The organism is Streptomyces sp. NPDC001100, from assembly GCF_053598575.1.
This window is the reverse complement of record NZ_JBSFKO010000005.1, coordinates 344,316-357,754: the sequence shown is the minus strand read 5'-3', so window position 1 is coordinate 357,754 and position 13,439 is coordinate 344,316. Positions and strand designations below refer to the sequence as shown.

Genomic DNA, 13,439 nt, shown 5'->3' with positions numbered 1-13,439 from the left:
CTCATCCCTTCACCGCCCCCGCGCTGAAGCCGGTGATCAGCCACTTCTGGATGAAGGCGAAGACGATCACCACGGGTACGGCCGCGACGATGCCGCCGGCGGCGAGCGCGCCGAGGTCGACGCTGTCCGCGCTCATCAGGGTGTTGAGGCCGACCGGGATGGTCTGCTTGCTCTGGTCGGAGAGGAACATCAGGGCGAAGAGGAAGTGGTTCCAGGCGTGCACGAAGGCGAAGGAGCCGACGGCGATCAGGCCGGGCCGCAGCAGCGGGAGGACGACGATACGGAACGCGGCGAAGCGGTTGCAGCCGTCGACCCAGGCGGCCTCCTCCAGGGACTGCGGCACGTTCCGGATGAAGCCGCTGATCAGGATCATCGACAGCGGGAGCTGGAAGACGGTCTCCGCGAGGATGACGCTGCCGAGCGAGTTGATCATCTGGAGCTTGGCGAAGATCTGGAACAGCGGGACCAACAGCAGGGCGCCCGGCACGAATTGGGAGCAGAGCAGGGCCAGCATGAAGGTGCGCTTGATCCTGAACTCGAAGCGGGCGAGCGCGTAGCCGCCGGCCAGGGCGACGACCGTGGTGAGGACCAGAGTCGCGACGCCGACGTAGACGCTGTTCTGGAAGTAGACGCCGAAGCTGCGCTCGGTCCACACCTTCTGGAAGTGGTCGAGGGTCATCGGCCAGGGCACCAGGGAGGTCGAGCCGGCCGGGCGGAACGCGAAGAGCAGGATCCAGTAGAAGGGGATCAGGGTGAAGACGAGGTAGATGCCGAGGGGGACGTAGATCTGCCAGCGCGGGACCTCGTCCCAGGCGCGGCGGACCTTGCGCGGCTGCTGCGGTGCGGCGGACTCCCGCTCGCGGGCCGGGGCGATCTCGGTGATCACTTGTCGCCGCCTCCGAACTTGCTCAGGCGCAGATAGACGATCGAGAAGAAGAGCAGGATCACGAACGCGACCGTGGTGAGGGCCGAGGCGTAGCCGAAGTTGTGTGCTTCGACGCTGGTGTTGGCGACGTAGAGCGGGAGCGTGGTCGTCTCGCCGGCCGGGCCGCCGCCGGTCAGGGTGTAGAGGAGGTCGACGTTGTTGAACTCCCACACCGCGCGCAGCAGGGTGGAGAGGACGATCGCGTCCTTGAGGTGCGGCAGCGTGATGTGCAGGAACTGCTGGAAGCGGCTCGCGCCGTCCACCTCGGCGGCCTCGTAGAGGTCCTTCGACACGGACTGGAGGTCGGCGAGGATGAGGATCGCGAAGAAGGGGACGCCCCGCCAGAGGTCCGCGACGACCGCTGCGGAGAAGACCGTTGAGGGGTCGGAGAGCCAACTCGTGCCGTACTGGCCGATTCCCATGTCCGCGAGGTAACGGGTCACGCCCGTCTGGGAGTTGTAGAGCAGCACCCAGATCGCGGAGGTCAGGACGCCCGACACGGCCCACGGGGAGAACACCAGCGCGCGTCCGACGGACCGGCCCACGAAGGTCTGGTTGACGATGAGCGCGAGGGCCAGTCCGAAGAGGAGTTGGAGGCCCACCTCGACGACGACCCACTTGGCGCTGAAGGTCAACGTGTCCCAGAACTGGGGGTCGTCGGTGAAGGCGTGGGTGAAGTTGTCGAGGCCCGCGAAGCCGTTGCGCCAGGGTTTGGTGGGGTTGTAGTTCTGCAGGCTGTAGTAGAAGACGCTGATGACCGGGTAGGCGATGAAGCCCAGCATGAGCAGGGCGGCCGGGGCGATCAGCAGGTACGGGAGCCTGCGCGGGGTCGCGGAGGCACGGCGCCGCCGGGGTGGCGCGGGCGGTTTCGCCACGGCTGCGGCTTGGGCCATGACTGTTCTCCGTTCCAGTGGGGCGGGTGCAGCAGGTACACGGTGCGGGTGTCGTTGAGGTGTGCCGTTCAGGTGTGCCGTTCAGGTGCAGGAAGCGCTTGCCCGTCGGGCATGCGAAACGGGGGTGCTCAACCGGCGTACGGGTCCGGCACCTTGCCCGGCCGGGCCAGGAACTCGAAGTCGCAGCCGGTGTCCGCCTGGGTGACCTGGTCGTTGTAGAGCGCGCCGTAGCCGCGCTCGTACCGTGCGGGCGGCGGCATCCACTCCGCCCGGCGTCGCTCCAACTCCTCGTCGTCCACGTTGAGTTGGAGGGTGCGTGCCTCGACGTCCAGGGTGATGGTGTCCCCGGTCCGTACGAGCGCCAGTGGTCCGCCGACGTACGACTCGGGCGCGATGTGCAGCACGCACGCGCCGTAACTCGTGCCGCTCATCCGGGCGTCGGAGATCCGGACCATGTCCCGGACGCCCTGCTTGAGGAGGTGGTCGGGGAGCGGGAGCATGCCGTACTCGGGCATGCCCGGTCCGCCCTTCGGGCCCGCGTTGCGCAGCACCAGCACGCTGTCGGCGGTGATGTCCAACTCCGGGTCGTTGATGGTGCGTTGCATGGTCCGGTAGTCGTCGAAGACGACGGCGGGGCCGGTGTGCTTGAGCAGGTGCGGTTCGGCGGCGATGTGCTTGATGACGGCGCCGTCCGGGCAGAGGTTGCCGCGCAGGACGGCGACTCCGCCCTCGCTCGCCACCGGGTTGTCGCGGGGTCGAATCACGTCGTCGTTGTGCACCCGCGCGCCTTCGAGCTGTTCGCGCAGGGTGTCGTGGGAGACGGTCGGGCGGTCCAGGTGGAGCAGGTCCGTGATCCGGGAGAGGAACCCGGGCAGGCCGCCGGCGAAGTGGAAGTCCTCCATGAGGTACGTCCGTCCGCCGGGCCGTACGTTCGCGAGGACCGGGACCGTGCGGGCGATGCGGTCGAAGTCGTCGAGCGTGAGGCGGACGCCCGCGCGGCCGGCCATGGCGATGAGGTGGATCACGGCGTTGGTGGAGCCGCCGAGGCCGAGGACGGTGGTGACCGCGTCCTCGAAGGCGTCCTGGGTGAGGATCGACGAGAGAACACGTCCCTTGTGGACTTGTTCAACGATCCTCATGCCGGATTGCGCGGCCATCCGATCGTGCCCCGAGTCCACGGCGGGAATGCTCGACGCGCCCGGCACGGTCACGCCCAGCGCCTCGGCGGCGGCCGTCAGCGTGGACGCCGTCCCCATGGTCATGCAGTGCCCGGGCGACCGCGCCAGGCCGCTCTCCAACTCCGTCAGCTCGCAGTCGCCGATGAGGCCGGCGCGCTTGTCGTCCCAGTACTTCCACATGTCGGTGCCGGAGCCGAGGACCTCGTTGCGCCAGTGGCCCGGCAGCATCGGCCCGGCGGGGACGAAGACTGTGGGCAGGTCGACGCTGGCGGCGCCCATGAGCAGCGCGGGGGTCGACTTGTCGCAGCCGCCCATGAGCACGGCGCCGTCGACGGGATACGACCGCAGCAGCTCCTCGGTCTCCATCGCGAGGAGGTTGCGGTAGAGCATCGGGGTCGGCTTCTGGAAGGTCTCACTGAGCGTGGAGACCGGGAACTCCAGCGGGAAGCCGCCCGCCTGCCACACGCCCCGCTTGACCGCCTGGGCGCGGTCACGGAGGTGCACATGACAGGGATTGATGTCCGACCAGGTGTTGAGGATCGCGATCACGGGCTTGCCGAGGTGTTCCTCAGGGAGGTAGCCGAGCTGGCGCGTGCGGGCCCGGTGGCTGAAGGACCGCAGCCCGTCGGTGCCGTACCACTGGTGGCTTCTGAGCTCTTCCGGTGCCTTCATATGGACCATCCGGCGGCTATCGCGGCCACTTCGGCGCGCTCGCTCTCGGGCAGGGGCTTGCTGGGGGGCCGTACGTCCCGGCGGCACAGGCCGAGGGACGCAAGCGCTTCCTTGACGATCGTGACGTTGTTCGCGGAGCCGTTTGCGGCCCTTAGTTCCTCGAATCGTCGGATCTGTTCCCACACCTTCATCGCGCCCGGATAGTCACCCGATCGAAGCGCTTCGATCATGTTCAATGAGACGGACGGGGCGACGTTGACGAGTCCCGAGGTGAAGCCGGTGGCGCCCGCCGAGAAGTAGGAGGGCGCGTACGGTTCGGCCAGCCCGGCCACCCATACGAAGCGTTCGAGGCCCGCGTCCCGTGCGAAGGCGGCGAAGCGGGCCGCGTCGGGGACGGCGTACTTGACGCCGATGACGTTCGGGCAGTCGTCGGCGAGTTCGGCGAGGCGGGCGCCGAGGAGTTGGGCGTTGCGGATGTACGGGACGACGCCCAGGTCGGGCACGGCCTCGGCGATGGCGCGGTGGTAGTCGACCCAGCCGTCCTGCGAGACGTAGGGGTGGACGGGCTGATGGACCATCACCATCTGCGCGCCGAGTTCGCGGGCGTGCCGGGCGGAGGCGATGGCGGTGGGCACGTCGTGCCCGACCCCGACGAGGATCGCGGCCCGCTCCCCCGCCTCGTCGACGGTCAACTCCGTTACCAGCTGCCGCTCCTGAGGGGTCAGGGCGTAGAACTCGCCGGTGTTCCCGTTCGGCGTGAGGATGCCGATCCCGCCGTCTAGCAGGCGGCGCAGCAGGGCCCGGTGGGTGTCCTGGTCGACGGTGCCGTCGGCGGCGAACGGGGTCACCGGGATCGCCACCACGTCGGCCAGGGCGGCCCGTTGGGCCTCGAACGCCGCTGTCATGCCTGACCTTCCTCTCCCTGGGTTCCCGGCCCGGTGCCGGGTCCCTGCCCCAACTCGGTGCCGGGGAAAGCTCGTTGTACGAACGACGCGATATGGGCGTGCAGCGCGGTCGCCGCGGCGTCCGCGTCGCCGTCGAGGGCGAGCCGCAGGATCTCGCGGTGTTCGCCGGCCTCCCGCTCCCAGGAGGGCGAGGCGGCCCAGGCGACGGCGGAGACCAGGGCGGCCTGGTCGCGGACCTCGTCGAGCATCCGGCCGAGCAGCGGGTTGCCGCACGGAAGGTACAGGGCTCGGTGGAACTCCCGGTTGGCGAGGGAGCGTTCGGCGGTGTCGGTGGCCTCGTCGGCGCGGGTCAGCGCCTCGCGTGCGGCGTCCAGGGATGCCTTGCGTCGCACGGCCCGCCGTAGCGCCTCGGGTTCGAGGAGCAGCCGGACGTCGTACACCTCGCGCGCCATGTCCGCGTCCACCATGCGCACCGTGACGCCCTTGTACTGGTTCATCACGACGAGCCCGGTGCCGGCCAGGGTCTTGAGCGCCTCGCGCACCGGGGTCTTGGACACCCCGAACTGTGCGGCGAGTTCGGTCTCGACCAGGGGCTGACCCGGCGTCAACTGCCCGGTGAGGATGCGGTGTTTGATCCCTTCCAGCACGAACTGCGTGCGGGAGGGGATCGGCGTGGGCACAGAGGTCATGCGCGCCTCTCGGATCTCACATATCGCGTCTCATATATGACGTACGAAGTACGACGCGTTGAAGGTAGGAGCGGCCCTGTGTTTCGTCAATGCTTCTGACAGAAGAACTAGAAAGCGCTTCACATGGTCTTGATCCATGGTCGCGTTCACATGGTCTTCGTGACCCCTTCGAGGGCGGCCGAGGTCCGGCCGGGGAAGATCGCGGCGGCGCGCTCCAGCGCCGCCTCCCTGGTGAGGGTGGGTCCCACGTGGGTGATGAGGAGTTCGCGCGCGCCCTTGGCGCAGGCGCCGGCATCCTCGGGGGTGAGGTGGACCTGACGTTCGCCTTCGCGATGCCGGTCGATGTCGGCCTCGCAGAGGAACACGTCGGCGCCGCCCGCGAGTTCGGACAGCGCCTCGCAGGGTCCGCTGTCCCCGGAGTAGCCGAGGACACTCCCCTGGCACTCGGCGCGCAGCCCGTACGACTCGGTGTCGTGGACGACGGCGCGTGCGGTGAGGCGCAGGTTCCAGTGCCGGACGGCGTGGCCGTCGTAGAGCGGGCGGAAGTCGAAGACGCCGCTCAGGAACCGCACGTCCGGCTGTCCGAAGAAGCCGGCGAGGCGGCGCGCGCAGTCCTGCGGGGCGTAGAGCGGGATCGGGGCGGCCGGAGTCATCCCGCCGAAGGCGAACGCGTAGGCGGCGGCGAGGAGATCGGCGCTGTGGTCGGCGTGCAGGTGCGAGATCCAGATCGCGGTGAGCCGCGCCGGGTCGGTGTGCCGCTGCAACTCGGCGAACGTTCCGGTGCCCGCGTCCACCCACACCTCGGCGCCGCCGCCGCGCAGCAGGTACCCGGAGCAGGGGCGGCCGGGGCGTGGATGCGGGGAGGCGGTGCCGAGGACGGTGAGACTGAGAGGCATGGTGGGGAAGAGTACGGTTCCGGGGCCCGCGGTACTCACATTTCAGGGCGTTCCATGGTCCTCGGCCCCGGACCGCCCGCGCCCGGGCACCGCGGTCAGTACTCTGACGCGGTGATGGCCAACACGCTCCTGTCGAGGGCGATGACCGGTGCCGTCGACCCGCCGCTGCTTCCGCTGCCGGATCGTGTCGTCGACCTCCTGTCGGAGCTGGGCAGTCCGCCGCGGCTGGCGGCTCATCTACGAGCTGTTCATGACGTCGCACACCAGCTGGTCGACTGGGTGGAACAGCACTGTCCCGGCGTGCCGGTCGACCGCGAGGCGGTGCTCTTCGGGGCGGCGACGCACGACGTGGGCAAGACCGCGTTCGTCTCCGAGCTCTCCGGGCCCGGGGCCGCGCACGAGGAGGCGGGCCGGACTCTGCTGCTCGCCCACGGCGTCGCCCCGCAGCTGGCCCGCTTCGCCGCGACGCACGCCTCGTGGGCGCGGTCGGATGTCGGTCCGGAGGACCTGCTGGTGAGCCTCGCCGACAAGGTGTGGAAGAACAAGCGGGTCCCCGAGCTGGAGGATCTCGTCGTGGCCCGGCTGGCCGAGGCGAGCGGCCGGGCGGTGTGGGAGGAGTTCATGGCGCTCGACGAGGTCCTCGCCCGGATCGGCGACGGGGCGGACGAGCGGCTGGCGTTCCAGGCGTCGTTCCCCGTCCACAGTTGAGGACGCCGGTCCACGGCTGCGGGCACTGGGCTACGGCTGAAGACGCCGGTCCACGGCTGCGGGCACTGGGCTACGGCTGAAGACACCGGTCCACGACTGCGGGCACTGGGCTACGGCTGAGGGCACCGGACTAAGGCTTCCAGCCCGGGTCCCGTCCGCTGAGTCCCACCGCCCGGTCCAGGAGCGGGGCGTCCGCCGGTACCGGCACCACCGGTCCGAAGATGCCCCCGCCGCCGGTCGGGTCCTCGGCCGCCGCGAGCAGGAAGGTGTACGAGGCCTGGAGCGCGGTGGGGTCGGGGTCGTAGGGCTGGCCGGTGGCGCGGGCCAGGTCCCAGCCGTGGACGACCAGTTCGTCGGCCACGACGGCGGCGGCGATCTCGCCGGGGAGGTCGATGCCGCCCGCGCGGGTCATACCGGTCCAGGCGGCCGGGTCGCGCCAGGCCTCGGCGAGTCCGTCGAGGATCTTGGGGAACTCCGCGCGCCAGCCGAGGCCGATGTCGGATGCGGAGGTGTCCGGCGCGGTGTCCGTCATGACGCCCAGGTCCTTGCGCGCGGCGTCGCGGAAGGCCACGGACAGGCCGAGCAGATGTCCCAGCATGTTGCGTACGGCGGTCCCGGGGCACGGGGTCACGTCTCCGAGCTGCTCATCGGTGACGCCCTCCACGAGCCGGGCGACGACACGGGTCTGCGGGCCGAGGTCGAAGATGCTGTCGGTCATGCGCTTCCCTTCCGGGGATCGGTCTCACTCAGGGGGTAGACCGACGGCGGCCCGGGAACTCATCGCCCGGCCCCGGACCAGTTCCCGCGCGGGGCTCCCTGGCGCAGACACCTCGGCGCGATCACCGGGTCGCAACTCCCAGCCGCCCGGGCGCCTCCGCCGAGATACGCGGCACCCGTTCCGGCGACCGTCACGCCGCTGAGGCGCCGCCGGTGCGCCTCGTCGGGGAGGAGGGACATGAGAAGCACGTAGCCGAGGCCGATGACGATGACGATCGGCATGGGGTAGCGCGTGCCGCGATGCCGGAACCGTCCCGTGCGCCGCGTTTCTAGGGCACCTGCCCGATGCCGCACCCCCGGCCTTAGACCCACGATGACCAGGCATGACGAAGAACTGGACGGTGACCCGCATCCTGCGGGACCGCAACGCGGGGCTGTATTTCACGGGCTTGGTGGTGTCCGCCTTCGGCACGTCCGCGCTGGGGCTGGCGGCCGGCGTGTGGGTGAAGGACCTCAGCGGCTCGAACGGTCTGGCCGCGCTGTGCATGTTCGCGGTCTGGGCACCGACCCTGGGCGGCCCGGCCCTCGGCACGATCGCCGACCGTGTCCGCCGCAAGCCCCTGCTGATCCGCACGAACCTCGCCCTGGCCGCCCTCCTCCTCACCCTCTTCGCCGTCGACTCCCGCGCCGACCTGTGGCTCCTGTTCACGGTCCTGCTCGTCTACGGCACGATCGTCGTCGTCCAGGACCCCGCCGAGTCGGGCCTTGTCGCCGCCGTGGTGGACCGGGATCTGCTCGGCGACTTCAACGGGCTGCGGATGACGGCCGTGGAGGGCATGAAGCTGGTCGCGCCGCTGACGGGGGCGGGCCTGTACGCCGCGTTCGGCGGGCCCGCGGTGGCCTGTCTGGACGCGGTGACGTTCGTGCTGGCGGCGGGACTGTGGCTGTTCGTGCGCGCGCACGAGGAGCCGCCCCGGCGCCCCGCCGGCGACTGGCGGGCCCAAACCGCCGAGGGCGTCCGCGAGTTGTGGGCGCGCCCCGGGCTGCGCCGACTGGTCGTGGCGGGCGGGACCATGATGTTCCTGGCCTCCCTGAGCAGCTCGACGAACTACGCGATCGTCGACGCCCTGGGGCACGCTCCCGCCTACACGGGGGTGCTCTCCGTGGCCCAGGGCGTCGGCTCGGTCGCGGTCGGGCTGGTCTCGGGACCCGCGCTACGGCGGCTCGGCGAGCGCCGGTTCGGGGCGGCCGGGATCGCGCTCGCGGCGGCCGGGGTGGCCGCGCGGGCGGTGCCGTCCGACCCGGTGGTCCTGGCGGGCGGCGCGGCGGTCGGTCTGGGGCTCCCGTGCGTACTGATCGCCGCGTTCACCGCCGTGCAGCGCGAGGTGCCGGGTCCACTGCTGGGCCGGGCGACCGCCACCGCCAACACCCTGCTCTTCACACCGAACGTGATCGGACTGGCGGCGGGTGCGGCACTGGTCGAACTGGCCGACTTCCGGGTGGTGTTGATCCTGGTCGGGCTGGCGTTGGTCTCGACGGGGTTGTGGCTGGGGCAGGTTGGGACGGGCAGGGTCCGAGCTCTTTCGGGGAGGAGGCGGCCTGGCTCGGATCAGAGCCCGGCCAGCGCCGAGCGCACCTCCGACAGGTCCCCGTCCGACGCCAACCCCGCGTGATACAGCCGCAGTTCCGTCGCCCCGAGGCTGCGCGCCCGCTCCGCGTCCGCCGCGAGTGCCCCCGGGCGACCGCCCATCCCGGCGACCACCGTGAAGTTGGCCGCCAACACGGAGCCGTCCAGGCCCTGTTCGGCGAACGGGGTCACCAGGCCCGCACCACCCGTGCAGGGGACCACCACGCCGTCGGCGACCGAGAGGATGTGCGCGGGGTCCACGCCCGCGTTGGCGCCGCAGTGGTACGACTCCGGGTCGGCGTGCAGCAGGACCTGGAAGTCGGCGGGTGCGGCGGCCCGGACCGCGGCGACCGCCGTCTCCTGGAGTGTGCGGGCCCTGTCGTCGCGCCACGCGCGCGTGGCCGTCGCGTTCGCCTCGCCGAGGAGTTTCCCGACCCCCGTCCAGCCTCCGCCGGAGGGCGCCCCCCGCCACACCGGTTCCAGCGCGGCCCGTACCACCGCCGCCAACTCCTCGGCGTCGACGCCCTGTTCGCCGTAGCCCTGGCGGCAGGTCGGACAGAAGCACAGGGACATCAGGTACTGGCCCGCGTCCCCGAGGGGGATGCCGCCGGTCTTGTCGTGGGCGTGCAGATGGGCGAGGCCGTACCAGCCCAGGGACTCCAGCTCGGTGCCGTGCGCGCCGGGGCGTACGGCCGCCTCGGCGGCGAGGTCGACGAGGTACGCGCGCGTGGCGGGCTGGGCGATGCAGGGTGCCCAGGGGTAGCGGTCGCCGTAGGCGTTGACCACCGAGGTGTCCGGATGTTCCGCGCCCAGACGGGAGTTGTGGGCGAGTACCACCCAGGTGTGCACCTCCAGGCCCGCGTCCGCGAGGGCTGCGGCGGCCTCCCCGTAGGCATCGCCCGGCGCCCAGTCGCCGGCCGCGTACGGCCTCAACTCCCGCCCCTGCCAACGGAAGTCCGGCGGGTACAGGACGGCGGCGTGCTCGGCGGTGACGACCCGGTGGCACGGGTGACGGGGGGTCAACGCGCGCGTGGAGTGGTAGGCGGAGGCGAGGGTCGCCTGGTGGACGCCGAGCGCGGCGATTCTGCCGCCCGCCTCCGGGTCGCCGTTGACGTCCCAGGGGTAGACGAACGCCGATGCCTTCACGCGCCCTCCTCCATCTGCGAATCGCTCTGCGGCTCGATCAACGTGTGGCCGCGCTCGATGAGTTGAGCGAGTTGCTTGACATGATCCTCGGTCGGTTCGGTCAGCGGCGGGCGGACTTCGCCGACGTCCAGTCCCCGCATGCGCACCCCCGCCTTGACCAGGGAGACCGCGTAACCGCGTCCCTGGGCGCGCAGTTCGACGAACGGCCGGTAGAAGCCGTCCAGGAGGCGGTTCGCCGTGGTGTCGTCGCCGGTCGCGAGGGCCCGGTGGAAGGCGAGCGCGAGCTCGGGGACGAAGCAGAACACGGCGGAGGAGTAGAGGGTGATGCCGATGCCCCGGTAGGCGAGCTGGGTCTGTTCGGCGGTGGGCAGACCGTTGAAGTACAGGAAGTCGCCGGGGACTTCGCTGCGTACCGTGCTCACGATCCGCTGCATCAGGTCGAGGTCGCCGAGGCCGTCCTTGAAGCCGATGATCCCCTCGGTGCGGGCGAGTTCGACGACCGTGGCCGGGGTGAACACGGCGTTGTCGCGCTGGTAGACGATGACAGGCAGCGCGGTTGCCGCGGCCACCTCCCGGTAGTGCCAGAGCAGTCCCTCCTGCCCGGCGACCACCAGGTACGGCGGCATGGCGAGCAGCCCGTCCGCCCCGGCGGCCTCCGCGAGCCGTGCGTACCGTACGGCGAGCGCGGTGCCGTAGCCCGCTCCCGCGACCACCGGCACCCGGCCCCCGGTCGCCTCCACGGCGGCCCGCACGCACGCCTCGAACTCCTCGGGCAGCAGGGCGTGGAACTCGCCGGTGCCGCAGCACGCGAACACGGCGGCGGCACCGGCCTCGACGCCCTGGCGGACATGCGCGCGGTACACGTCGAGGTCGACGGCGCCGTCGGGGCCGTACGCGGTGACGGGGAAGAACAGCGGCCCGCTGGGGATACTGAGCCGGTCGGCGAGAGGGGCTGGCGTCACGGGCTCTCCCTTGAAACAGGCGCGTGCGTTCTTCTGATCAACGTCTACATTTCTGAACAGCCCCACCCTAAGGATCTGCCTCAGGGCGGGTCAAGCAGGCAAATGAGCAAGAGGGAGGCGGATTTCCCAGGTCCGCGCCACACTTGACGGGCATGGTGAACGCTCCTTAGCGTGTCTATGAATGTGAATGATATTCATGGATGAAGCCGATGATCCTAGGAGACCGAGGATGCCAGCTCCCCGCACCGTTCTGCTCACCGGCGCCGCAGGCGGACTCGGCACCCTGATGCGGGAGCTGCTCCCCTCCTACGGCTACGACCTGCGGCTGCTGGATCTGCGCCCGATCGAGGGCGAGCCGGACGCGATCACCGCCGACCTCTCCGACCGGGCGGCGCTCCGCGAGGCCGTGCGGGGCGTCGACGCGGTCATCCACCTCGCCGGCATCTCCCTGGAGGCCTCGTTCGACAAGATCCTCGCGTCGAACATCGAGGGCACGTACAACCTCTACGAGGCCGCCCGCGAGGAGGGCGTCGGCCGTATCGTCTTCGCCTCCTCCAACCACGCGGTGGGTTACACCCCGCGCCCCCAGGGCGACGACCCGCTCATCCCGGTCGACACCCCGCACCGCCCCGACACCTTCTACGGCCTGTCCAAGTCCTTCGGCGAGGACCTCGCGCAGCTCTACTGGGACAAGCACGGCCTGGAGACCGTCTCCGTGCGCATCGGCTCCTGCTTCCCGGAGCCCAGCAGCGTGCGCATGCTGTCGATCTGGATGAGCCCCGCCGACGGCGCCCGCCTCTTCCACGCGGCCCTGACCGCCGAGGACGTACGGCACACGATCGTCTACGGCTCCTCCGCCAACACCCGCCTGTGGTGGGACCTGTCGACCGCGCGGGCGCTCGGTTACGAGCCGCGGGACGACTCGGAGCCGTACGCCGAGAAACTGATCGCCGAGCAGGGCGAGCTCCAGCCGGGGGTAGAGGCGCACGCCCACCTGGGCGGCCACTTCGTGAACGACCCGCCGATCTGGCCGTACTGACACGGGCCGTACATCCGGTCGAACTGACGGGAAAAGCACCTTCGCGGCGGCGGGCGGGCACCGAACGGGCCCGCCCGCCGGCGTGTTCGGGCACGGACACTGCCCGATCTCACGCCCCGGCGCGCAGCGGCGCAGGTCCGCGACGGGCACGGCGCGCGGTAAACGGTCGCATACGGGCAGCATCGGGCGTGCAACAGGCCTGGTCAGTGCCGCACACCCGCTGTAGAACTTCCCCCAAGGGTCCCACCGGGCCCGAACGGGCAGTACTCCAGGCGATCGGGAAGGCGGTGTCGGCCATGGGGACGAGTTCGGCGGAAGAACGCCAGCGGGAGATCGTGCGCGCCGCCCGCCGCACCGGCTCGGTCGACGTCACCGCGCTCGCCACCGAGCTGGGCGTGGCCAAGGAGACCGTACGGCGGGATCTGCGCGCCCTGGAGGACCACGGGCTGGTCCGCAGGACCCACGGCGGGGCCTACCCCGTGGAGAGCGCCGGTTTCGAGACGACGCTCGCCTTCCGCGCGACCAGCCATGTCCCGGAGAAGCGCCGGATCGCGGTCGCCGCGGCCGAGCTCCTCGGGGACGCCGAGACGGTCTTCGTCGACGAGGGCTTCACCCCCCAGCTCATCGCCGAGGCACTGCCCAGGGACCGGCCGCTGACCGTGGTCACCGCGTCCCTGCCGGTCGCGGGCGTGCTCGCCGAGTCCGAGAACACCTCGGTACTGCTGCTCGGCGGCCGGGTCAGGCACGGCACCCTCGCCACCGTGGACCACTGGACGACGAAGATGCTCGCCGGCTTCGTCCTCGACCTCGCCTTCATCGGCGCCAACGGCATCTCCCGTGAACACGGCCTGACCACGCCCGACCCCGCCGTCAGCGAGGTCAAGGCACAGGCCATCCGCGCCGCCCGGCGCACCGTGTTCGCCGGTGTGCACACCAAGTTCGGAGCGGTCAGCTTCTGCAGGTTCGCCGAGATCGGCGCCCTGGAGACGATCGTCACGAGCACGCTGCTCCCGTCGGCCGAAGCGCACCGGTACTCCTTGCTGGGGCCACAGGTCATCCGCGTCTAACACACCGTTCGAAAT

The 13,439-nt window shown here is 70.8% G+C and carries 14 protein-coding genes; 4 read left to right on the top strand and 10 right to left on the bottom strand.

The genetic code is table 11. The features are described from left to right. Nucleotide 1: 1 nt before the first annotated feature. From ACWDEW_RS09935 to ACWDEW_RS09910, 6 genes are all read right to left on the bottom strand, one after another. Complete coding sequence (locus ACWDEW_RS09935) at nt 2–886, bottom strand: carbohydrate ABC transporter permease (RefSeq protein ID WP_362978809.1); 885 nt, start codon at nt 884–886, stop codon at nt 2–4. Next, a complete protein-coding gene (locus ACWDEW_RS09930) occupies nt 883–1,818 on the bottom strand; it encodes a carbohydrate ABC transporter permease (RefSeq protein ID WP_450511281.1) in 936 nt (311 codons plus the stop codon). Before ACWDEW_RS09930 ends, ACWDEW_RS09935 begins: the two co-directional genes overlap by 4 nt. A gap of 128 nt (nt 1,819–1,946) precedes the next feature. After that, entirely contained in the window at nt 1,947–3,677 is a 1,731-nt protein-coding gene (gene araD / locus ACWDEW_RS09925) for an L-arabinonate dehydratase (RefSeq protein ID WP_450511280.1), read from the bottom strand. Further along, a complete protein-coding gene (locus ACWDEW_RS09920) occupies nt 3,665–4,573 on the bottom strand; it encodes a dihydrodipicolinate synthase family protein (RefSeq protein ID WP_450511278.1) in 909 nt (302 codons plus the stop codon). The genes araD and ACWDEW_RS09920 overlap by 13 nt, the downstream gene beginning before the upstream one ends. Beyond that, nucleotides 4,570–5,262 (bottom strand): GntR family transcriptional regulator, encoded by a 693-nt coding sequence (locus ACWDEW_RS09915; protein WP_450511277.1) that lies wholly within the window; start codon nt 5,260–5,262, stop codon nt 4,570–4,572. Before ACWDEW_RS09915 ends, ACWDEW_RS09920 begins: the two co-directional genes overlap by 4 nt. Before the next feature lie 146 nt (nt 5,263–5,408). Next, nucleotides 5,409–6,158: an MBL fold metallo-hydrolase gene (locus ACWDEW_RS09910; protein ID WP_450511275.1), complete on the bottom strand. Its 750-nt coding sequence runs from the start codon at nt 6,156–6,158 to the stop codon at nt 5,409–5,411. Nucleotides 6,159–6,272: 114 nt separating this feature from the next. Here ACWDEW_RS09910 and ACWDEW_RS09905 point away from each other — a divergent pair, with 114 nt between their 5' ends. Continuing rightward, nucleotides 6,273–6,866: an HD domain-containing protein gene (locus ACWDEW_RS09905; protein WP_450511273.1), complete on the top strand. Its 594-nt coding sequence runs from the start codon at nt 6,273–6,275 to the stop codon at nt 6,864–6,866. Between the two features lie 130 nt (nt 6,867–6,996). On the opposite strand, the gene ACWDEW_RS09900 is transcribed toward ACWDEW_RS09905, so the two are convergent. Continuing rightward, nucleotides 6,997–7,584, bottom strand: a complete 588-nt coding sequence (locus ACWDEW_RS09900) for a TIGR03086 family metal-binding protein (RefSeq protein ID WP_450511271.1) — start codon at nt 7,582–7,584, stop codon at nt 6,997–6,999. A 59-nt stretch (nt 7,585–7,643) separates the two neighbouring features. Next, nucleotides 7,644–7,865 carry a DUF6010 family protein gene (locus tag ACWDEW_RS09895; RefSeq protein WP_450511269.1) on the bottom strand — a complete coding sequence of 74 codons (222 nt, stop codon included), beginning with the start codon at nt 7,863–7,865 and terminating at the stop codon, nt 7,644–7,646. 101 nt (nt 7,866–7,966) lie between these two features. Between ACWDEW_RS09895 and ACWDEW_RS09890 the strand changes: the two genes are divergently transcribed. After that, nucleotides 7,967–9,256 (top strand): MFS transporter, encoded by a 1,290-nt coding sequence (locus tag ACWDEW_RS09890; RefSeq protein ID WP_450511267.1) that lies wholly within the window; start codon nt 7,967–7,969, stop codon nt 9,254–9,256. On the opposite strand, the gene ACWDEW_RS09885 is transcribed toward ACWDEW_RS09890, so the two are convergent. Continuing rightward, complete coding sequence (locus tag ACWDEW_RS09885; RefSeq protein ID WP_450511265.1) at nt 9,193–10,356, bottom strand: hypothetical protein; 1,164 nt, start codon at nt 10,354–10,356, stop codon at nt 9,193–9,195. The two genes, ACWDEW_RS09890 and ACWDEW_RS09885, sit on opposite strands and share 64 nt — an antisense overlap. Continuing rightward, on the bottom strand, nt 10,353–11,318 hold the full coding sequence (locus tag ACWDEW_RS09880) for a 5-dehydro-4-deoxyglucarate dehydratase (protein ID WP_450511263.1): 966 nt from the start codon (nt 11,316–11,318) through the stop codon (nt 10,353–10,355). Before ACWDEW_RS09880 ends, ACWDEW_RS09885 begins: the two co-directional genes overlap by 4 nt. A gap of 229 nt (nt 11,319–11,547) precedes the next feature. On the opposite strand from ACWDEW_RS09880, the gene ACWDEW_RS09875 reads away from it, so the two are divergent. Together ACWDEW_RS09875 and ACWDEW_RS09870 are read left to right on the top strand one after the other, a co-directional pair. Then, nucleotides 11,548–12,357 (top strand): NAD-dependent epimerase/dehydratase family protein, encoded by an 810-nt coding sequence (locus ACWDEW_RS09875; RefSeq protein ID WP_450511261.1) that lies wholly within the window; start codon nt 11,548–11,550, stop codon nt 12,355–12,357. A 296-nt stretch (nt 12,358–12,653) separates the two neighbouring features. Then, complete coding sequence (locus ACWDEW_RS09870) at nt 12,654–13,424, top strand: DeoR/GlpR family DNA-binding transcription regulator (RefSeq protein ID WP_450511259.1); 771 nt, start codon at nt 12,654–12,656, stop codon at nt 13,422–13,424. The last annotated feature ends 15 nt before the right edge of the window (nt 13,425–13,439 follow it).

Excerpts from the sequence above, each read along its gene's own strand:
- ACWDEW_RS09900 (WP_450511271.1), bottom strand. The coding sequence starts at position 7,584 with ATGACCGACAGCATCTTCGACCTCGGCCCGCAGACCCGTGTCGTCGCC.
- ACWDEW_RS09870 (WP_450511259.1), top strand. The coding sequence starts at position 12,654 with ATGGGGACGAGTTCGGCGGAAGAACGCCAGCGGGAGATCGTGCGCGCC.
- ACWDEW_RS09890 (WP_450511267.1), top strand. The coding sequence starts at position 7,967 with ATGACGAAGAACTGGACGGTGACCCGCATCCTGCGGGACCGCAACGCG.
- ACWDEW_RS09875 (WP_450511261.1), top strand. The coding sequence starts at position 11,548 with ATGCCAGCTCCCCGCACCGTTCTGCTCACCGGCGCCGCAGGCGGACTC.
- araD (WP_450511280.1), bottom strand. The coding sequence starts at position 3,677 with ATGGTCCATATGAAGGCACCGGAAGAGCTCAGAAGCCACCAGTGGTAC.
- ACWDEW_RS09910 (WP_450511275.1), bottom strand. The coding sequence starts at position 6,158 with ATGCCTCTCAGTCTCACCGTCCTCGGCACCGCCTCCCCGCATCCACGC.
- ACWDEW_RS09930 (WP_450511281.1), bottom strand. The coding sequence starts at position 1,818 with ATGGCCCAAGCCGCAGCCGTGGCGAAACCGCCCGCGCCACCCCGGCGG.
- ACWDEW_RS09915 (WP_450511277.1), bottom strand. The coding sequence starts at position 5,262 with ATGACCTCTGTGCCCACGCCGATCCCCTCCCGCACGCAGTTCGTGCTG.
- ACWDEW_RS09895 (WP_450511269.1), bottom strand. The coding sequence starts at position 7,865 with ATGCCGATCGTCATCGTCATCGGCCTCGGCTACGTGCTTCTCATGTCC.
- ACWDEW_RS09920 (WP_450511278.1), bottom strand. The coding sequence starts at position 4,573 with ATGACAGCGGCGTTCGAGGCCCAACGGGCCGCCCTGGCCGACGTGGTG.
- ACWDEW_RS09905 (WP_450511273.1), top strand. The coding sequence starts at position 6,273 with ATGGCCAACACGCTCCTGTCGAGGGCGATGACCGGTGCCGTCGACCCG.